The organism is Sphingopyxis sp. MWB1, from assembly GCF_000763945.1.
GTDB lineage: Bacteria > Pseudomonadota > Alphaproteobacteria > Sphingomonadales > Sphingomonadaceae > Sphingopyxis.
Genome location: NZ_JQFJ01000002.1, coordinates 22,160 through 41,793 on the forward strand (window position 1 = coordinate 22,160; position 19,634 = coordinate 41,793).

17 protein-coding genes are annotated in these 19,634 nt (G+C 62.5%); 6 read left to right on the plus strand and 11 right to left on the minus strand.

Features of this window, described 5'->3' with window-relative positions; translation table 11 throughout:
- Positions 1–17: 17 nt before the first annotated feature.
- Positions 18–1,979, plus strand: a complete 1,962-nt coding sequence (locus JV18_RS0100945) for a potassium transporter Kup (RefSeq protein WP_033073050.1) — start codon at positions 18–20, stop codon at positions 1,977–1,979.
- Positions 1,980–2,105: 126 nt separating this feature from the next.
- On the opposite strand, the gene JV18_RS0100950 is transcribed toward JV18_RS0100945, so the two are convergent.
- The gene (locus JV18_RS0100950) at positions 2,106–3,077 is read right to left on the minus strand and encodes an NAD(P)H-dependent flavin oxidoreductase (RefSeq protein ID WP_033073051.1); all 972 of its coding nucleotides are present in this window, start codon (positions 3,075–3,077) and stop codon (positions 2,106–2,108) included.
- Positions 3,078–3,273: 196 nt separating this feature from the next.
- Between JV18_RS0100950 and JV18_RS0100955 the strand changes: the two genes are divergently transcribed.
- Positions 3,274–4,212 carry a DUF808 domain-containing protein gene (locus JV18_RS0100955; protein WP_033073052.1) on the plus strand — a complete coding sequence of 313 codons (939 nt, stop codon included), beginning with the start codon at positions 3,274–3,276 and terminating at the stop codon, positions 4,210–4,212.
- Between the two features lie 10 nt (positions 4,213–4,222).
- On the opposite strand, the gene JV18_RS0100960 is transcribed toward JV18_RS0100955, so the two are convergent.
- Positions 4,223–5,455 (minus strand): NAD(P)/FAD-dependent oxidoreductase, encoded by a 1,233-nt coding sequence (locus tag JV18_RS0100960; protein ID WP_033073053.1) that lies wholly within the window; start codon positions 5,453–5,455, stop codon positions 4,223–4,225.
- A 30-nt stretch (positions 5,456–5,485) separates the two neighbouring features.
- Positions 5,486–6,832: a glutamine synthetase family protein gene (locus tag JV18_RS0100965; protein WP_033073054.1), complete on the minus strand. Its 1,347-nt coding sequence runs from the start codon at positions 6,830–6,832 to the stop codon at positions 5,486–5,488.
- 166 nt (positions 6,833–6,998) lie between these two features.
- On the opposite strand from JV18_RS0100965, the gene JV18_RS0100970 reads away from it, so the two are divergent.
- Complete coding sequence (locus tag JV18_RS0100970; protein ID WP_200879058.1) at positions 6,999–8,315, plus strand: aspartate aminotransferase family protein; 1,317 nt, start codon at positions 6,999–7,001, stop codon at positions 8,313–8,315.
- An 18-nt stretch (positions 8,316–8,333) separates the two neighbouring features.
- Here the strand turns inward: JV18_RS0100970 and JV18_RS0100975 are convergent, their stop codons facing one another.
- On the minus strand, positions 8,334–9,566 hold the full coding sequence (locus JV18_RS0100975) for a sensor histidine kinase (RefSeq protein ID WP_033073056.1): 1,233 nt from the start codon (positions 9,564–9,566) through the stop codon (positions 8,334–8,336).
- A gap of 150 nt (positions 9,567–9,716) precedes the next feature.
- Between JV18_RS0100975 and JV18_RS0100980 the strand changes: the two genes are divergently transcribed.
- On the plus strand, positions 9,717–10,130 hold the full coding sequence (locus JV18_RS0100980) for a hypothetical protein (protein WP_033073057.1): 414 nt from the start codon (positions 9,717–9,719) through the stop codon (positions 10,128–10,130).
- Positions 10,131–10,193: 63 nt separating this feature from the next.
- On the plus strand, positions 10,194–11,201 hold the full coding sequence (locus JV18_RS0100985; protein ID WP_033073058.1) for a fumarylacetoacetate hydrolase family protein: 1,008 nt from the start codon (positions 10,194–10,196) through the stop codon (positions 11,199–11,201).
- Between the two features lie 72 nt (positions 11,202–11,273).
- Here the strand turns inward: JV18_RS0100985 and JV18_RS0100990 are convergent, their stop codons facing one another.
- From JV18_RS0100990 to JV18_RS0101020, 7 genes are all read right to left on the minus strand, one after another.
- Entirely contained in the window at positions 11,274–12,317 is a 1,044-nt protein-coding gene (locus JV18_RS0100990; protein ID WP_033073059.1) for a type II secretion system F family protein, read from the minus strand.
- A gap of 12 nt (positions 12,318–12,329) precedes the next feature.
- Positions 12,330–13,301: a type II secretion system F family protein gene (locus tag JV18_RS0100995; RefSeq protein ID WP_033073060.1), complete on the minus strand. Its 972-nt coding sequence runs from the start codon at positions 13,299–13,301 to the stop codon at positions 12,330–12,332.
- A 69-nt stretch (positions 13,302–13,370) separates the two neighbouring features.
- Positions 13,371–14,636 (minus strand): pilus assembly protein CpaE, encoded by a 1,266-nt coding sequence (locus tag JV18_RS0101000; RefSeq protein ID WP_033073061.1) that lies wholly within the window; start codon positions 14,634–14,636, stop codon positions 13,371–13,373.
- Complete coding sequence (locus tag JV18_RS0101005) at positions 14,633–15,280, minus strand: CpaD family pilus assembly protein (RefSeq protein WP_052072003.1); 648 nt, start codon at positions 15,278–15,280, stop codon at positions 14,633–14,635. The genes JV18_RS0101000 and JV18_RS0101005 overlap by 4 nt, the downstream gene beginning before the upstream one ends.
- Positions 15,281–15,305: 25 nt before the next feature.
- Complete coding sequence (locus JV18_RS0101010) at positions 15,306–16,787, minus strand: type II and III secretion system protein family protein (protein ID WP_033073063.1); 1,482 nt, start codon at positions 16,785–16,787, stop codon at positions 15,306–15,308.
- Position 16,788: 1 nt separating this feature from the next.
- Positions 16,789–17,838, minus strand: a complete 1,050-nt coding sequence (gene cpaB / locus JV18_RS0101015; RefSeq protein WP_033073064.1) for a Flp pilus assembly protein CpaB — start codon at positions 17,836–17,838, stop codon at positions 16,789–16,791.
- A 48-nt stretch (positions 17,839–17,886) separates the two neighbouring features.
- Positions 17,887–18,375 (minus strand): A24 family peptidase, encoded by a 489-nt coding sequence (locus tag JV18_RS0101020; protein ID WP_033073065.1) that lies wholly within the window; start codon positions 18,373–18,375, stop codon positions 17,887–17,889.
- 95 nt (positions 18,376–18,470) lie between these two features.
- On the opposite strand from JV18_RS0101020, the gene JV18_RS0101025 reads away from it, so the two are divergent.
- Entirely contained in the window at positions 18,471–19,607 is a 1,137-nt protein-coding gene (locus JV18_RS0101025) for an NAD(P)/FAD-dependent oxidoreductase (protein WP_033073066.1), read from the plus strand.
- Positions 19,608–19,634: the final 27 nt, after the last annotated feature.

Sequence of the window (19,634 nt, forward strand, 5' to 3'; positions counted from 1 at the left end):
GGGCTAAAGGCCCCGGCATGTCTGCTGAGTCGCAAAAGGCGACGGACCGCGCCATGGGCGCTGCTCCGACCGCCGCCGAAACCGGCCATTATGGCCACGGCCATCAGGGCGACGGCAAATTAAAGCTGGCGGTCGGCGCCGTTGGCGTCGTTTTTGGCGATATCGGGACCAGCCCGCTCTACGCTTTTCGCGAGACATTTGCTGGCCATCATCCGATCGAGCCCGACCGGCTCCACATCTATGGCGTACTGAGCCTTGTTTTCTGGTCGATGATGCTCGTCGTCACCTTCAAATATGTGCTGACGATCATGCGCGCCGACAACAAGGGGGAGGGCGGCAGCCTTGCCCTTCTCGCGCTGATCAGCCGCTCCTCCGAAGGCAAGCGCTGGACGTGGCCGATCATCCTGCTCGGCGTTTTTGCAACGGCGCTATTCTATGGCGACAGCATGATCACGCCGGCCATGTCGGTTCTTTCGGCGACCGAGGGGCTGACTTATGTTAACAAGGGCTTTTCGCCTTATATTGTGCCGATTGCGCTTGCGATCCTGATATTCCTTTTCGCCATTCAGTCGCGCGGAACATCGAAGGTCGGGGCCTTGTTCGGCCCGATCATGCTCTGTTATTTTCTGATGCTCGCGACATTGGGCGTCATGCATATCGCCGCCAATCCGTGGATTATCGTCGAAACGGTCAATCCGCTGAATGCGCTGCGTTTCTTCTATCTCGATGGTTTTACCGCGTTTATCGCCCTTGGTGCAGTGGTGCTTGCGGTGACGGGGGCCGAGGCGCTCTATGCCGATATGGGCCATTTCGGACGCGGGCCGATCGGGCTGAGCTGGCTGGTCTTTGTGCTGCCCGCGCTGATGCTCAACTATATGGGGCAGGGCGCGATGGTATTGGCCGCCGAAGCGGGGCCGCGCGCCGACCTGATCGCCGACCCCTTTTTCCAGATGATGCCCGACGCCTGGCGCATTCCCGTGGTGATATTGGCCTTGCTTGCAACGATCATTGCCAGTCAGGCCGTGATTTCGGGCGCTTTCTCGCTAACCCAGCAGGCGATCCAGCTCGGCTTTATCCCGCGCCTGCGCGTTGAACATACCAGCGCGTCGGCGGCCGGGCAGATTTATATTCCGGTGGTGAACTGGTTCCTGATGACGATGGTGATCATCCTCGTCCTCTTCTTTGGATCGTCCAGCAATTTGGCTGCGGCCTATGGTATCGCGGTGACGGGGGCGATGTTCATCGACACATGTTTGATGAGCGTGGTTCTTTTCACGCTGTGGAAATGGCCCGCTTGGAAAGCGTTGCCGGTTCTGGCTGTCTTCTTCATCGTCGATATCGCCTATTTCGGGGCGAACCTTATCAAGGTTCCCGATGGCGGCTGGGTGCCGCTGGCCATTGGTCTCACCATCTTCACGCTGCTGACCACCTGGTCGCGCGGCCGCGCATTGATGCAGCGTGAGATGGCCGAAGGCGCAATGCCCATCCCGGTGTTCGTCAAATCCGCGGCGAACAGCGCGACCCGCGTGCCCGGAACGGCGGTTTTCATGACGTCGTCGGCGGACGGTGTCCCGCATGCGCTGCTTCACAATCTGAAGCATAACAAGGTGCTGCACGAGCGGATCATCCTGCTCACGGTCAAAATTGCCGATGTGCCTTTCGTGCGCGAAGAAAAGCTGTGTGCGCTGGAGGATCTGGGGCAGGGATTCCACCGGCTTGTGCTGAATTATGGTTTCATGCAGCCCGTCGATGTTCCGGCGGCTTTGGACCGCGTGACCAGCTGTGGCGGCGAGTTCAAGATGATTGAAACCAGCTTCTTCCTGTCGCGCCAGACACTGATCGCCGCCAAGAAGCCGGGTATGCCCCTGTGGCGCGAGAAATTATTCGCATGGATGCTGCGCAATTCGGAAAGCGCGATGGAATATTTCCGCCTGCCGTCGAACCGCGTGGTCGAACTGGGGAGCCAGGTCGCCATATAAGCGGGGGGCGGGGGGCCGGGCTGTCAGCGCCTTTTTTCGCTGCATCCTGTGTTTTGGCAATCCCGCGCGGATGAATAGGGGGAATTTGCCCCTCGTTCATCCGCGCATCTGTGTCAAAGCCCCGCTTCAGGCGCGATATTTCGCCTGCAGAGCGCGATAGGCCTCATGATATTCTTCGGCGAGCTGAGCGACGAAATCGGCGGCGGGGCGGACCGCGCCGACCGCGCCAATGCCCTGGCCCGAGCCCCAGATATCCTTCCATGCTTTCGCTTTGCTGCCGTCGCCAGAGCCGAAATTCATTGTCTTCAGGTCACCCTTGGGCAGATTGTCGGGGTCGAGGCCCGCCGCGACGATCGAGCCGCGCAGATAATTGCCATGAACGCCGGTGAAGAGGTCGGAATAGACGATGTCGCCCGCGCGCCCTTCGACGATGCCTTCCTTGTAGCCTTCCGCGGCATTCGCCTCCTCACACGCGATAAAGGCGCTGCCGATATAGGCGAGGTCGGCACCGCACGCCTGCGCGGCGAGCACCGAGCGGCCATGGGCAATGGCGCCGGACAGAGCGATGGGCCCGTCGAACCAGCTGCGGATTTCCTGCACCAAGGCAAAGGGTGACTGCGTGCCAGCATGGCCGCCTGCACCCGCTGCGACGGGGATCAGCCCGTCGGCGCCCTTTTCCACCGCCTTGCGGGCGAAACGATCGTCGATGACATCGTGCATCGTGATGCCGCCCCAATTATGCACCGCCTGATTCAGCTCTTCGCGCGCGCCGAGCGAGGTGATGGTGATCGGCACCTTCCATTTTTCGCAGGTTGCAAGATCCTGTTCGAGCCGGTCGTTCGAGCGATGGACGATCTGGTTGACGGCAAAGGGGGCGGCGGGCTTGTCCGGATTGTCGCGGTCCCACGCGGCCAGTTCTTCGGTGATACGGTGCAGCCATTCTTCGAGAAGGCTTTGCGGCCGGGCGTTGAGCGCCGGGAAGCTGCCGACGATTCCGGCCTTGCACTGTGCGATTACCAGATCCGGTCCCGAAACGATGAACAGGGGCGAGCCGATAACGGGCAGGCGAAGACGGTCAAAAATCGGGGGCAGGGCCATGAATCACTCTCTCCGGTTGCGGTTTGAAACTGACCTTAACGTAAGCGGAAGGTCGTGCAAGATTGATTGCGAGTTTTTACCTCATTCTTCTGGCCCTTGCCTCACTCTTTCGATCGGATACACAGGGGCGATATCAGCATGCGGCGCCGAAGGGGTGTCCAAGGCTTTCCATACCGTAAACAGGGGACAAGCGTTTATGCCATCGGGCCTTTTTGCTCTGCTTGACGATGTCGCCACGATCACCAAGGTGGCGGCGGCGAGCATCGACGATATTGGCGCGGCAGCGTCCAAGGCGGGGGTGAAGGCCGCCGGGGTTGTGGTTGATGATACGGCGGTCACCCCGCGCTATCTGACCGGTTTTACGCCGGACCGCGAATTGCCGGTGATCTGGCGGATCGCCAAGGGCTCGTTCAAGAACAAGCTGCTGTTCATCCTGCCGGTGCTGCTGCTTTTGTCGGCGTTTGCCCAATGGGCGATCACCCCCATTTTGATGATCGGCGGCACCTATTTATGCTTCGAGGGCGCCGAAAAAGTCTGGCACTCGCTACGAAAGAAAAAAGGCGATCTGGCCGAAGAAGCCGCCATCGTTGCCGACAAGGCGCATGAGGAAAAAATGGTTTCCGGCGCGATCCGTACCGATTTCATCCTGTCGGCGGAGATTATGGTGATCGCGCTCAACGAGGTGCTGACCGAACCCATGCCGATGCGGGCGGCGACATTGGTGGTGGTTGCGATCGGCATCACCATTGCTGTCTATGGCGTGGTCGGCCTGATCGTGAAGATGGATGATATCGGGCTGGCGATGACCCGGGGAGGGTCGGGGTTTCGCAAGGCGGTCGGACGCTGGCTCGTCGCCTTCATGCCCAAATTGCTGGCGGCGCTGGCGGTAATCGGAACGGCGGCGATGCTGTGGGTCGGGGGGCAGATCGTCCTGCACGGTCTGGATGAATATCATATCGGCAATATCGGCCATGGCCTGCATGATATCGCCCAAGCCGTAGCAGGCGGCCTGCCCGGTGCGGGGCTGTGGGAATGGGTAATCAATGCTGCCGGTGCGGGCGTGTTCGGTTTGATCCTGGGCGGGATGGTCGTGGCGCTGCTCCACTTGATACCGGGGCGCAAGGCGGAGCATTGAGGAGGGGCTGCTAGCCCAGCCGATCCCTTAGCGCATAATAGAGCAGTCCCAGCACCGCGAGCGGGGTCTGAAGCCATTTGCCGCCGGGAAAGGGGCGAGCGGGCAGATTGGCGAAAAGGTCGAAGCGTTCGGCAGTTCCCGCCATCGCTTCGGCGATAAGCTCGCCCGCCAGGGTCGTCACGAGCGCGCCATGACCTGAAAAGCCATGGGCATAGAATATATTGCCGCGTCGCCCGACATGCGGAAGCCGGTTCATCGTCACCGCGACCGCGCCGCCCCAGCCATAGTCGATGGGCGCGGCGGCGATCTGCGGAAACAGCTCGGCCATAAAGGGGCGGACAAAGGCGGCGATGTCGCGGGGTGGGCGCTGTGTATAGCGTTCGCCACCCCCGAAAATCAGCCTCTTGTCAGCCGACAGCCGATAATAGTTGAGGATGAAGCGGCTGTCGGAAATGGCGGCATCGCCGGGGATGAGTGCGTCAGCTTCGCGTAGCGGCGCCGTGGCGATATTAAAATTCATGATCGGCACGGTGTAGCGGCCCAGCGCCGGATCAATTTCCCCGATCCAGTGATCGGTGGCGTTGATGACATAGCTTGCCTTCGCGCTTGCCTCCTCAGGCGTCATCCGGCGCTCTTCGATCAGGCGCACTCCTGCGGCTTCGGCCGCGCGGGCGAGGCCGAGGGCATAGTTGAGCGGATGAAAATGGCCACCCTGCGGGTCGCGGATGCCGCCATGATAGCAGGTGGTGGCGACATGGGCGCCCATCTCCTCTGGCGCAATCCGCTCTGTCGCATAGCCAAAGCGGCGTTCGAGATAATCGGCCTCGCGCTGCATGGCGGCAAAGTCCCGCGGGGTCCAGGCGGCCTCGACATGGCCGGATTTGAGGTCACAGGCGATGCCATGGCGGTTGATGCGCGCCTTGACCCGATTGCTGCGCCAGCAGAGGTCGAACAAGGCGTCGGCGCGTTCGCGCCCCAGTTCGGCCTCGATCTGGGAGGCGCTCCAGCGCAGGCCGGGGATAAGCTGTCCGCCATTGCGCCCCGAAGCGCCGAAGCCGATATGCTGCGCTTCGTAGAGGATGACCGAAAAGCCGCGTTCGGCGCAGGCCAGCGCGGCGGCAAGGCCGGTGAAGCCGCCGCCGATCACCGCAACATCGGCGCGCTCTTCGCCCGCGAACGGCCGGGGGCGCCAATCGTTCGCCGTCGCGGCATAATAGCTGTGGTTGAGCGGGTCGGGGGTCATGGACGAAGGGAGCAGGGGCCGCGCGCCGGGTCAGACGCGCATCAGCAGATGCTCACGCTCCCAGCTCGACACGACCGATTGATAGTTGAACAGCTCATAGTCCTTCACCGCAAAGAAGATTTCGAAGAAATCATCGCCCAGAAGATTGCGGACCTTTTTGCAGGACGAGAAGCGGTCGAGCGCAGCCTCCAGCGTGCGGGGCAGGGTGCGCGCGCGGTTATAGGCGCTGCCGGTGATCGGCTTGGGCGGCACCATCCGGTCGGTCATGCCGATATAGCCGCAGAGCAGCGAAGCGATGATGGCGAGATAGGGATTGGCATCGGCCCCCGGCAGCCGGTTTTCGACGCGCCGGTTCGCCTTGTCCGAAATGGGGACGCGAAAGCCGCAGGAGCGGTTGTCTATGCCCCAATGGCCATTGATCGGCGCGGCGCTGTCGGGGCGCATCCGGCGGAAGCTGTTGACATTGGGCGCCCACATGGGGGCGATTTGCGGCATGAAGCGCACCAGCCCTGCGACATAGCTGCGGAACATCGCGCTGTCGCGGCCATTGGCCGTGGCGAACAGGTTGCGACCGGTCTCGATATCGACGACCGACTGGTGGATATGCATCGAACTGCCCGGTTGGCCCGACATGGGATTGGCCATGAAGGTCGCGTAAACGCCATGCTGCCGCGCGACATTGCGGACCACCCGCTTGAACAGAAACACTTCGTCGGCAAGGCGCAGCGGATCGCCATGAAGAAAATTGATCTCGAGCTGTGCCGGGCCCATTTCGTGGATCATCGTGTCGATATCGAGCCCCATCAGCTCGCAATCGTCATAGATATGATCGATGATATCCTCATATTCGTTCATCGCCTCCAGCCCATAGGGTTGACTGGCATTTTCCGACCGGCCCGACTGGCCGGTGGGCGGCGTCAGCGGGAAATCGGGGTCGGTGTTGGGCGAGACGAGGTAAAATTCCACCTCGGGCGCGATGATCGGCCGCCAGCCGCGTTCGGCATAAAGGGCGAGCACCTTTTTCAGCAGCGCGCGCGGGGCGATATTCACCTCGCTGCCGTCGCTGTTGAAGGCGTCGGCGATGACAAAGGCCGTGGGGGTGGAAAAGCCCGGTGCCACCCGGATCGTGTCGGGGTCGGGCACCAGAATGCGGTCGGGGTCCTTGTCCCATATATCGCCGATATCGTCGGGATAATGGCCGTCGATGGTGCAGATGAAAACACTGCCGGGAATGCGGAGCGATCCGTCGCTGACCGACGACAGAAATTTCTTGGCCGGCAAGACCTTGCCGCGCTGAACGCCATTGATGTCGGGAACGATGCACTCGACCTCGTCGATCTTGTGCTCGGTGATCCATTGTTTGAGATTGATCGTCATATGCCCTCGTGCGGGCCGGGCGCCCGCTATGCCCCGCAGCCTATCGTGAAGCGCAGGGCGGCGCCAGTGGCCGCATTGGCGATTGCCACTCTGACAGAGGCTTGGCACATTCGCTTCGCGGGGGCGACAACAGGTGCCGGGATGGCGCCGTGAAATGGAGAGCCGAATGCGCGGGGACAATGACCAGTTGGCGGCCTTTTGGATGCCTTTCACCGCCAACCGCGTATTCAAGACGCATCCGCGCCAGCTCGTTTCGGCGAGCGGCCTCTATTATCAGAGCAGCGACGGGCGGACGATCCTCGACGGCACCGCCGGGCTGTGGTGCAGCAATGCAGGCCATTGCCGCCCCGAAATTACCGAAGCGATTGCGAAGGCGGCAGCGACGCTCGATTTTGCGCCGACCTTTCAGCTGGGGCATCCCTTGCCCTTTGAGCTGGCGCAGCGGGTCGCCGCGCTGATGCCGCCGGATCTGGACCGGATATTCTTTACCAACAGCGGGTCCGAATCGGTTGATACGGCGCTGAAAATAGCGCTCGCGGTACAGCGGGCGCGGGGGCAGGGGACGCGGACCCGGCTGATCGGGCGCGAGCGCGGCTATCATGGCACCGGCTTTGGCGGGATCAGTGTTGGCGGGATCGTCGCCAATCGGCGCAGCTTTGGCAGCGGCCTGCCGGGCGCCGACCATCTGCGGCACACGCATGATCTGGCGCGCAATGCCTTTACGCGCGGATTGCCGGAGCATGGCGCCGAGCTGGCCGATGATTTGCAGCGCCTCGTCGATCTGCATGGCGCCGACACTATTGCGGCGGTCATTGTCGAACCGATGGCCGGATCGACCGGGGTGCTATTGCCGCCAAAGGGCTATTTGCAGCGGCTGCGCGAAATTTGCGACCGGCACGGCATCATCCTGATCTTTGACGAGGTGATCACCGCCTTTGGTCGGCTGGGCGCGGCGACCGCCGCCGAAGCCTGGGGCGTGACCTCCGATATCATCACCATGGCCAAGGGGCTGACCAATGGCGCGGTGCCGATGGGCGCGGTGGCGGTGCGGCGAGGGCTGTACGATCTGGTGATCGACAGCGTGCCGGGCGGGATCGAGCTGTTCCACGGCTATACTTATTCGGGTCATCCGCTGGCGAGCGCGGCGGGACTGGCGACGCTCGACCTCTATGCAAAGGAGGGATTGTTCGACCGCGCGCGCGGGCTGGCGCCTTATTGGGAGGAGGCCGCGCATCAGCTCAAGGGGCGGCGGCATGTCATTGACATTCGTACCGCCGGCCTCGTCGCGGGGATCGAGCTGGAGCCGCGCCCCGGCGTTCCCACGGCGCGCGCGACCGAATTATTTCATGCCGCCTTTGACGCGGGGCTGCTGGTGCGCGCGACAGGCGATACCATCGCGCTGTCGCCGCCGCTGATTGTCGAGCGTGAGCATATCGACCGCATGTTCGCTATGATCGGCGATCTTTTGGGGCAGATCCGCTGAGGAAGCGCGGAGCGCTCGTCAGTCGCCCGCCTTCAAGGGCAGGTTGATCGAGACAATCGTGCCCTTTCCGGGTTCGCTGGCGATGTGAAGCTTTGCCTGATGACGTTCGGCAATATGTTTGACGATGGCGAGGCCAAGGCCGGTGCCGCCAACCGACCGGCTGCGGGCTTCATCGACACGGTAGAAACGCTCGGTCAGGCGCGGCAGATGTTCGGGCGCAATGCCATCGCCCTCATCCGCGACCGATAGCAGCGCCTGTTCGCCCTTGCGCTTCAATGTCACCGTAACCGGCGTGCCAGGGCGGCCATATTTCATCGCATTGGAGATGATATTATGCGCCATCTGGCCAAGCTGCGCGGCGTCGCCTTCGAGCGGGAAGGGCGCTTCCTCGATCCGGGTGACGATATCGGCGGCGCGCTTGTCTTCGCCATCCTTGATCTGCGCGGCGGTCGCCCGCACGATGGCGCCGAGGTCGATCAGTGCGGTGGGCCGGCGAAAGCGGTCGGCCTCGACCCGCGAAATGGACAATAGGTCAATCACCAGTTGCTGCATCCGCCGCGCTTCGCGGTCGATGATGGCAAGGAAACGGCTGCGCGTCGGCTGGTCAGCCTCGCCATTCATATCCTGCAGCGTTTCGACATAGCCGAGGATCGCTGCGAGCGGCGTACGCAGTTCATGGCTGGCATTGGCGACGAAATCCGACCGCATCCGGTCCGCCGCGTCGAGCGCCGAGCGATCGACCAGAAAGATGATCCGTTCGTTCCCCGACAGGGTGGCGGTCCGCATCGTCCAGCGCTGGCCCGAGCGCGGAAAATCGGCGAGGTTGATGACCTGCAGGGCCGCCGCCTCGTCGGGCTGCGACAGATAGTCGGTCGCGGCGGGGTGGCGGATGGCGGTGCGAATATCGGCCCCCACAATGTGGCGCCCCAGCAACTGGATCGCTGCATCATTGGCGATGGTGACGATATTGTTTGCCGTGCCGATCACCGGCTCTTTTTCCTGATCGGCCCAGCGCGCGAAATCGGGATGATGGAGCAGCGACACAAGCGGGGCGTCGGCGCCCTCCGATGCAGCGGCGCCCGGTTCGGGCAGGGATGACGGCAGTGCGGCATGGACGGTGGCGGCAGCCGCCACCCCTGCAAGCGTCAGGATCAGCACGGAAAGCAGGTCCCCGCCCGCCATCAGGGCAAAAATCGCAGCCAGCGCCACCAGCGTCAGCGCGATGATCAGGCTGGAGAGACGATCGAACATCAATGCTGCGCCTTGCATGGTGGCGCCGCTTTCGCAAGCCGCTTTACGCCTGTTAACTTGGGGCGTGCGCCTGTCCCATAGCGGGAATGGCCGGACGGTGGCGGGGGTTTTTCTTTTCCTGTTAACAGGATTGGGCTATGCGCGAAGCCCATGGAAAACAGCGAAACTCCCAACGACGTCCCCGCCGCTGCGGGCGAGGAAGCACCGTCCCGCCGCAAAATGCTGGCGCTGGGGGCTGTCGGCGTGTCGGCGGCGCTGACCATCCGGCCGGCTTTCGCGCAGACGGCGGCATCGGTGATGAATTGCCAGATTCCGGTGCCCGGCCCGCATGGCGTGGGGCAGTATATCGACCGCAACGGCCAGTTGGTTCCGCCGGGAACGAAGGATGCATTTCCCGGTTCGCCGCGGCCTTTTACGGGCGAGGAAGTCAAACGCGCCTTTCGGGGGCGCTCGCTGCCCGGGGCGACTTATGAACAGTCGCAGGCCTATCTGAAATATATCCGGCGCTTGCAGGCGGGGCAGAGCGGCTTTACCTGCTACGCATCGATCCAGATGCCGCGCTGACCCATCGCACCCCCCAATCCTGCGATGCACAAAGAGCCGGCATCGCAGACAAAGGGATAGAGTGTGAAACTAGCTTCGCTAAAGCATGGCCGCGACGGTCGCCTGGTCGTCGTATCCGACGATCTTGCCTGGTATGTCGATGCTACGCAGATTGCCCCGACACTGCAGGCCGCGCTCGACAATTGGGCCGAGGCTGCACCCCGGCTCGCGGCGCTTGCCAATGATCTCAACCATGATGCCATTCCCAAGGAGCGGTTCCACGAACGCGACGCGGCCTCGCCGCTGCCGCGGGCCTATCAATGGGCCGATGGCAGCGCCTATGTGAACCATGTGGCGCTGGTGCGGCAGGCGCGCGGCGCGGAAATGCCCGAAAGCTTCTGGCACGATCCGCTGATGTATCAGGGCGGAAGCGATGCCTTTCTTTCGCCGCGCGATCCGATCCCGCTCGGCGATCCTGCCTGGGGCTGCGACATGGAGGCCGAAGTGGTCGTCGTGACGGGCGATGTTCCCGCAGGCATTGACCCGGCTGCGGCGCGTGAGAAGATTTTGCTCGTCGGCCTGACCAATGACGTATCGCTGCGCGGGCTGATTCCCGCCGAGCTTGCCAAGGGCTTCGGCTTTTTCCAGTCAAAGCCGTCGAGCGCCATGTCGCCGGTATTCGTCACCCCCGATGCGCTGGGCGAACGCTGGAAGGACGGGAAGCTGCACGGCACACTCAGTGTCGATCTCAATGGTCAGCCGCTGGGCCGGGCCGATGCCGGGGTCGACATGACCTTTGATTTCGGGGCGCTGATCGCCCATGCGGCCAAGACGCGCAATCTGGGCGCGGGAACGATCATCGGATCGGGAACGGTCTCCAACCGCGACGCCGATGGCGGGCCGGGCAAGCCCATTTCCGAAGGCGGCCTGGGTTATAGCTGCCTTGCCGAAGTGCGGACGGTCGAAACCATTCAGCAGGGCGAGGCCAAAACGCCCTTCATGAAGGCGGGCGATACGGTCCGCATCTGGATGGACGATGATCGGCACCACAGCATCTTCGGCGCGATTGAACAGCAGGTCGTGGCCGTCTGATCCGGCCCGGTCTCGATGAAAAACAAGGGGGAAGGGCGGCAGGGCGCCGCGCCTTCCCCTTTTTCGTTTGGACTATTGCCCGCCGCCCATCACGCCCGACGACATCACATCGCTGAGCGAGCAGGCCGCCGGACCCAGAATGACGATGAACAGCACCGGCAGGATGAAAAGGATCAGCGGCACGGTCATGATCGCGGGCAGGCGCGCGGCCTTTTCCTCGGCACGCATCATGCGCTCGTTGCGGAATTCTGCCGAAAGGACGCGCAAGGCGCTGGCGAGCGGCGTGCCATATTTTTCGGTCTGGATCATGGTCGTCACCACGCCCTTCATCGCTTCCAGATCGACGCGATAGGCGAGATTTTCAAACGCCTGCCGTCGTTCCGTCAAGAAGCCGAGTTCAATGGACGTGAGGGCAAATTCCTCCGCCAGTTCGGGATAGGCGCGGCCGAGTTCCTTTGCGACGCGGCTGAAGGCGGCGTCGACGGTCAGCCCCGCTTCGGCGCAGATGACGAGCAGGTCGAGCGCGTCGGGCAGCCCCTTGCGAATGGCGTCGGTGCGTTTTTGCCGCTTGTTCTGAACAAACAGGTCCGGAGCCTTGTAACCGAGCAGCAGCGCCACCATCACCGCGCCGGAGCGTTTGAAGGGCGTCCAGTCGGGGAAATAGTTAACGACATAAACCAGAAGGGCAACCAGACCGCCCAGCGCGATTGGCAGCACCATCCGGCCAAAGATAACGGCGACGGCCATATCCTTGGAGCGAATACCGGCCTGCGCCAGCTTTTGCTGCACATCCTTGACCTGTTCCTCTTGCAACACTTGCAGGCGGCCGAGGAAACTGCGCAACTTGTCGGTGGTTTCATTTTTCCGCACCAGGCGCGCGCGACGCTTTGTCGTTGAAGCGGTAATGCCGGCCTTGAGCTGTTCACGGCGCTCGTTCAGCGCCTTGACGCGGCGCGTCATCGGATCGCGAACCGTCATCGCGCCATAGACGGCGATAACGGCGGCAAAGACGCCAACGGCGGAAAGGATGGTCGCCGCCCAGATGACGTCGATGCCGAGCAGCTTGGGACCGGGCTGTGCTCCCGTAAAGGCGCTGAGGAGAAGGTTGATGTTCATGGCCTTTCCCCCTTATATTTCGAAGCTGATCATGCGGGACATGATGAAGACGCCGATGCCCATCCACGTCAGCCCGCCCAACCCTGCGATGATCAACCGATCTTCATAGAAAAAGCCCTGAAGATATTCGGGATTCATCATCCAGACGATGCCAAAGACGAAAAAGGGCAGCGCGCCGACGATATAGGCGGAGGCCTTGGCCTCCGACGACATGGCGCGGATTTTGAGCTTCATCTGAGCACGTTTCCTGAGCACATCCGACAGATTGGCGAGCGTTTCGGCAAGGTTGCCGCCCGTTTCGCGCTGGATGGCGATGGAGATGCAGAAGAACTGAAACTCGGGCGTGCCCAGCATATCCGCTGTTTCCTGCAGCGCGGCTTCCATCGTGTTGCCGATGCGGATGCGTTCGACGACGCCCTTGAACTCTTCGCCCACCGGCCCCGGCAATTCCTGACTGACGACCTGGAAGGTTTCGGTCACGGGAAGGCCGGATTTAAGGCCTCGCACCAGAAGGTCGATGGCGTCCGGAAAGCGGGCGTTGAAGGCGGCCACCCGCTTGTTGATCAAAAATCCGGTCACGGTATAGGGCAGGCCGATGGCGGCCAACAGCCCGATCATCAGGCTGAGCACCGGCGGCGAGCGCATCAACAGCATGAAGCCCGTGGCGAAAATGAACAGTCCCATCGATGCCAACATATATTGGGTAATGGTCCATCCGCGCCCGGTGCGGCGCAAGCGAAGCTCCATCTGGTCCCGCTGCGGCATAAGGGCCGATAGGCCCCCTTCGCCTTTGCGATTGACGGCCTGAATTGTCTTGCGCATCTGCGCTGCCACCACCGCTTCTGCCGAAGCGGCGTGGCGATCCTTGACCGCTCCCAGCCGCCGGCTTTTCGCCTTGGCGGGCGAAGGACCGCCCAAAGCCATGGCGAGCAACGCGAAGGCCGATATGGCAGCGCCGACAATGAGGAGTATCGGAAGGGTCATGGTTGTTATTCGTCCCGTCTCCGGCAACTGGAGGCAGGGCGCCGTCAGCCGCCGCCCGCTCCGTCGCCGCTATTTGGCGCTTTTTTTGCTCCGGCGGCTCAGTCCGGCGAGCTTGCCCAGAAGCGAATTGCCGCCCTTGGCCTGATCCGCGCCCTGCACGCCATTGCTGTCCGATCCGTCGAGAACCAGCTGCATCAGATTGCTCCAGACCTGGCTGGCCTTGGTGCCTTTGCAGATTTCGGCATAGGATTTGCCCAGCTTGGCGGCCTGGCTCATCAACTTGGGGTCAAAAGGCACGACGATGTCGATTTCGCGCTCGATCGACGATTCAAACTCCTTGCGCGACAATTCGCCGACGCTCGTCTGGAATTTGTTCGCGACCAGAATGACACGGGCACTCGGCACATTCTGTTTGAACCAGGACAAGAGCCGAATGGTGTCGCGCGCCGCGGCAAGCGTTACGTCGCTGACCAGAACAATGGTTCCCGCTTCGGACACCAGGTGTGGGAAGGGAATGAGAACCTGTCGCGGAATATCGACAATTGTAACTTCAAAGGCGTTGCGCAGCTCTTCCTCAAGCTGGAAATAAGCCGATCCGTCGGTGAGAACCGGCTGATGAATTGGCGCTTCGGCCGAGAGCAGGCTGAGCTTGTCCGAGGCGCGAACCATGGCGCGTTCGATGAACAGCCCGTCGATGCGGCTGGGATTGTCGATGGCATCGATCAGCCCGCGGCCGGGTTCAAGATCAAGCGTCAGCGCGCCGGTGCCGAAATGCACATCGAGATCCAGCAGTGCTGTCTGGCGGTCGCCTTGTTCGCTCATCGCCCAGGCGAGCGATGTCGACACCATCGAGGCGCCTACGCCGCCCCGTACTCCGACGACAGCGGCCAGATGGTGCGGCTTGTCATCCATCATGTCCATCTGCTTGGGCGCAGAGAGCAAAGCCTGCGCCATGGTGAGCGATTCGCGCAGCTGGTCGAGCGACAGCGGCTTCAGCAGATAATCCTGAATCCCGCTCGACAGAAGGTCGCGGTAAAGGCGTACGTCATTGACCTGCCCCGCCGCGATCACCACCGTTCCGGGTTCGCAAACCTCAGCGAGCGCGTTGATGTCATTGATAGGATCGCCCGATTCCGACATGTCGACGAACAGGATGTTCGGACTGGCGGAAACCGACAGCGATTGCACCGCGTTGCGCAGGCCGCCCTTGTTGCACTTTTCCATCGGCCAGCCCATGTCATTGGCGGCCACGCGGATCAGCTCCAGTGTGTCATCGTCGCAGACAAAGGCGTTGAAAGGGTCGCGTACCCCCGTCGGCTTGAACGGAGCGTTCACTGGCTTCCTCCCCCATTGTTGGTCGTTTCGCCGCGCAGTTCGCCTGCGCCGGTGGGTGTTTTCTCACGATAGGTTTTGATCGCCCGCGTGGCGGCGGCGGGATCATAGCTTTCGTTGCGCGCACCCTTGATCAGATCATTGGGGTCGGCGACCATCGCGGCCAGATTGGCGTTCGTCGCGCAGCCATAGTTGGACGATGTGGCATTATTGGGATTGATCGAGGATTTGCTCGACCAGTCGGGGCAGCCGGGGACATGAGCCGTTGCGCGCGTCACGACGATACGCAAATGCCCCGGCGGCACCGCGCCGGTGGTGACGGGCACGTCCTTGCTGACAAGCAAGCCGCGCCGTGCAAGCATCGCGCGCACCGTTTCCTGGGCGGCATCGCTGCCATAGGTGGAGGTATCTTCGATGGCGATCCGGTCGCCGTAGCGCACGCCCATGGCGTCGAGCCAGCCTTGCAGCCGTCCCTGTTCGCTGGGGCCAAGATCGCCCCCCGTCGCGGCGACGTCGAACTGATAATTTTGCATCTTTACGACCGGCTGGTGCACCGAATCGAGGCTGCGATTGCTATGCGCGCTGCCCGTGCATCCGGCGAGGGTGGTCGCGAAAGCGAGGGCGGTCCAAGTGGCAATATTTTTCATCGTCATGCTCCTGAAAAGCAGCGCATCAGTTAAAGCTGAAGCCCGGCGACACCGCATCGTCGCCGCGCAGCCGGGCGGCATCGCCCGCCGAGGTGTCGAGGCGCGGCTTGGGCCGTTCCCCGCCGGTTTGCCCGTCGCTCGTCTGGCCCACAAACAGCCGCGCGGCATCATTGGCATCGCGATAGGCATCGGTCGGCAGCTTGATCTCGTTCGCCGAGACGGGATTGACCAGATAGGGGGTGACGACGATTACCAACTCGGTCTCGCCGCGCCGGAAGCTGTCGGATTTGAACAAATTGCCCAGGATCGGCACGTCGCCCAGCCCCGGCATCTTGTCGATCGCGCCGATTGAGCGATTGTTCATCAGGCCCGCGATCATGAAGCTTTCGCCCGAACCGAGTTCGACCGTCGTTTCCGCGCGGCGAACGGTAAGGGCTGGGATCTGGAACCCCTCCATTTCGATCGCGCCCTCGGTGGACAGCTCCGAAACCTCGGGCCGTACGCGCAAGCTGATGCGACCGTTCGACAAGACCGTGGGGGTGTAAGCGAGGCTGACGCCATATTTGCGATATTCGATAGTCGTTCCGGCGATGGGGATCGGAAATTCGCCGCCCGCAAGGAAGTCGGCGGTTTCGCCCGAAATGGCGGTCAGATTGGGTTGCGCCAATGTGGCCACCATTCCCGAACGCTCACCCATGTCGAGCGAGGCGATCAGGTCGAGGCCGAACAGGCGCCCCGCACCCGCAAGGCTGCGAACGCCGCTGGGGGTCGTTATCTCATAGGTTCTTCCCGTCACCGGGGGTTCCCCCTCGCCGGGATAAAGAATATTGCCCGCCCGGCGACCACTGAAGACACCGCCAAGAAAGCCATTGCCCAGCGGACCGTCGCGGTCGCGGGTCAAGAGGTTGCCGCTCATTTCCTTCACCAACGAGCGGTTGACCTCGGCAATGCGCACCTGCAGATTGACCTGCAGCGGCGTCGCGGTGCGCAGGCGGGACAGGACTTTGGTTCCTTCGCCGACAAAGGCCTGAACCAGCCGTTCGGCTTCGGCGGCATCGTCGGGCGATTGCACCGTCCCCGTCAGCAGCACAAAGCCGTTCATCGTGTTCGAGGTGATATTGGCATCGGGCATGGCGAGCGAAAGCATCTGGCCGATGGTTTCGATATTATTGCCGACGCGCGCGATGGTCGAATAGACGACCCGCCCGCTGGCGTCGGTGGCATAGATGCTCGTTTCCCCCGGCTTTTTACCGAAAATATAAAGCTGCCGGCTTGATCGCACCTGCACATCGGCCACCTCGTCATTGGCGACAAAAATGTCGCTCATGGCGGTGGGCAGGCTGATCAGCCGGCCCCGACCGACCGACAGGTCGATGCTCTGGTTGGCGTTCTGGGTACCCTGCGCCGCCGCGGGCCGGGCAGGCGCCCCCACCAATGTCGCGGTGACGAGACTTATGGCAAGGGTGCGGGCGAGCGCCGACCCTGCAAGCTTCGCTTTGATGGTCATCTTATTTCCCCCCGACCGGAACTTCGGTCACCTTGTCACCCCGCGTCACACGGACGACCGGGCCGCGCGGCGCTGGCGCCGCGATGCTGGCCGCCGGCATGGCGGGCGCCGACATATTGGCTGGCGCATTGGCGTTTGACTGCTGACGCGGCACAGAGACGCGGCCGCGCACCGGAACCCAAAAGCGCGAAACATCGCCCCCGGTGGTGGCAGAGGAACGACCGCTGGTAGGACGCGCGGCCGCTTCGGCCATCATCTTGCGCTCGGCGGCGCTGCCGCCTTTGGTCGGCACGCTTACCTCGCCCGAGGCAATGGCAGCGTCGAGTTCACCGGCGCTTTCGGCCAGCGGCCGCAAAGCGAGCGACAATTTGCCCATATTCTGGGCGACGGCGATTTTTTCGGCGATTTCCGGGGTTGCTTCAAGCGTCACCGAACCAAAGGTCAGAACCTCGGTTTTGCCTTCCTCATTCGCGGCATTATAGCGCTGATCCGTCGCGAGGACGCGGACATTGCGGACAATGGTTTCGGCGGTGAAAAGCTGATCATCCGGATAGGAGCCGCCTTCCTTGACCTCGAGTTCCTGCGCGAGCACGACATCGACGCGGTCGCCGGGAAAGACAAAACCCGCCACGCCCTGTTCGTGCGAGACCTTCACGGTTACAGCGCGCATGCCGGGACCAAGGGCGGCGGCGAGGAAGCCGCGATCATCCGGGTGGACGAGTGCCCCCTGCGTCAACGGTTGGCCTGCCGTGATCGGGAACCGAACGACCGTTCCCACCAGCGCCTGCGTATCGGTCTTGTCCTTCAGGAAATAGGCGCTTTCCACCAACTCCTTGGGCCAGGGCTGAAAGCGAAAGCTGTCGGGGCCGATAATCGTCCCGGTCGGCAATTGCCGTGTCGCCACCAAAATCATCGGGCCATCGATCTGCGGCGCGGCTGCAGCGCGCGCTTCAGGCGCGGAAGAGCCGCGCATCATCATATTGACCCCCAGCGCGGCGCCTATGGCAATCACCAGCGCGCCAGCAATCAGTATTAATTTTCGCGTATCCATGACGATTAGTCGCCCTCCTGCACCCACCAGAGATGGCTGAGCCTGCCCTCAGCTCGCTCCGATAGCCTCAAACTGGTTAAAATAATGTTGGTGAAGCGCCCAAAGTCCGGCGGCGGCAATCGCCACGCCGTACGGCACTTGCTGTGACATGGCCGATGGACGCCATTTATGCTGGATCAACAGGATGATCGACAGCAGCCCCCCGGCAATCGCCATGATGGTAAGCGTCGGCAGCATCAGCGGAAGCGAGACCCATAACATAACAGCCCCGATCATCTTGACGTCGCCGCCGCCCATCGCGCCGATTGCAAATAATCCCAGGAAAAGCAGAAACACCGCAAAGGCCGCCCCGGCCTGCATGAGCATGTCGGGCCAGGGGGCAAGCCCGCTGGCGACCCAGAAAAGGGGCGCGAGTGCGGCCATGGCCAGGTTGAGGCGGTTCGAGATGGTGCGCGATCGCACGTCGCTGATCGCTGCCGCGATCATCAAGGCGGCCAGCGCGGTCATAAGCCCCAGTGCAATCCATTTACTGTCCATGACAAAGGGGTTAGCGACTATGGCTTACCAAATAGTAACCTTGTCTTTCCGCGCTTGGCCTTGCAATCGCGCGGCAAGCCGATATGCGGCGACGCATGACCGACGCCCCGTCCGCAACGACCGACGTGCTGATCGTCGGCGCCGGGATTGCCGGCGCCAGCCTGGCCGCGCAGCTCGCCCCCTATCGCCGGGTGATGATGATCGAGGCGGAGGATATGCCGGGCTATCATGCCACGGGCCGCTCGGCAGCTTTCTGGCTGGAAAGCTATGGCGGCGTTCAGGTGCAGCCGCTGACGGCGGCTTCCGGCCCTTTTCTCGCACACCCCGATCCTGAATTTTCGGACCATCCCTTTTTGCTGCCGCGCAGCGCGCTCATCATCGGGCGCCGCGAGGAACGATCGGCCGTCGATGCTTTTGTGGAAGAATTTTCGGGGCGCGGGGTCGATGTGGCGCGCTTGTCCACCGATGCGCTGCGCCAGCAGGTTCCGGGCCTGCGGCCCGAATGGACCGAGGCAGCGCTTGAGGCCTCTTGCCGCGACATTGATGTCGGGGGCCTGCATCTCGCCTATCTGAAAGCGGCCCGAAAGACCGGGGCGGTGCTCGCGACGCGAACAGCGCTGCTTTCGGCCCGCCATAACGGACGCCATGGCTGGACCGTGGAAACGGGGCAGGGACGCATTCATGCCGCTACTCTCGTCAACGCTGCCGGGGCTTGGGCCGACCATGTCGCCCGCGCTTGCGATGTGGCGCCGATTGGCATCCAGCCCTATCGCCGCACGGTGGCGCAGATCAGATTTCAAACGGCGGTTCCCGCCAGCCTGCCGCTCATCTCCCACATTGGCGGCGAATTTTATTTCAAGGGCGAGAGCGAAGGGCGCGTGTGGCTGAGCCCACATGATGAAACCGCCTCTCTCGCTTGCGATGCGGCGCCGGAGGAAATGGACGTTGCGCTCGCCATCGACCGGCTGCAGCAAGTGGTCGACTGGCCGATTGCGGCGGTTGAGCGCAAATGGGCGGGACTGCGCAGCTTTGCACCCGACCGTTTACCTGTTTTCGGCCTTGATCCGCATCAGCCCGATTTTTTCTGGTGCGCCGGACAGGGAGGCTTTGGCATTCAGACCGTGCCTGCCATCTCGGCGTTATTGGCCGAGCAAATGGGCGGTGCTCCGGCCCCAGCGGCCATAGGGGCAATTGATGCCAGGCCTTTTTCGCCCCTGCGTTTTTCTGGTTAACTATCGATACTTGCAAGCGGCGTCTCA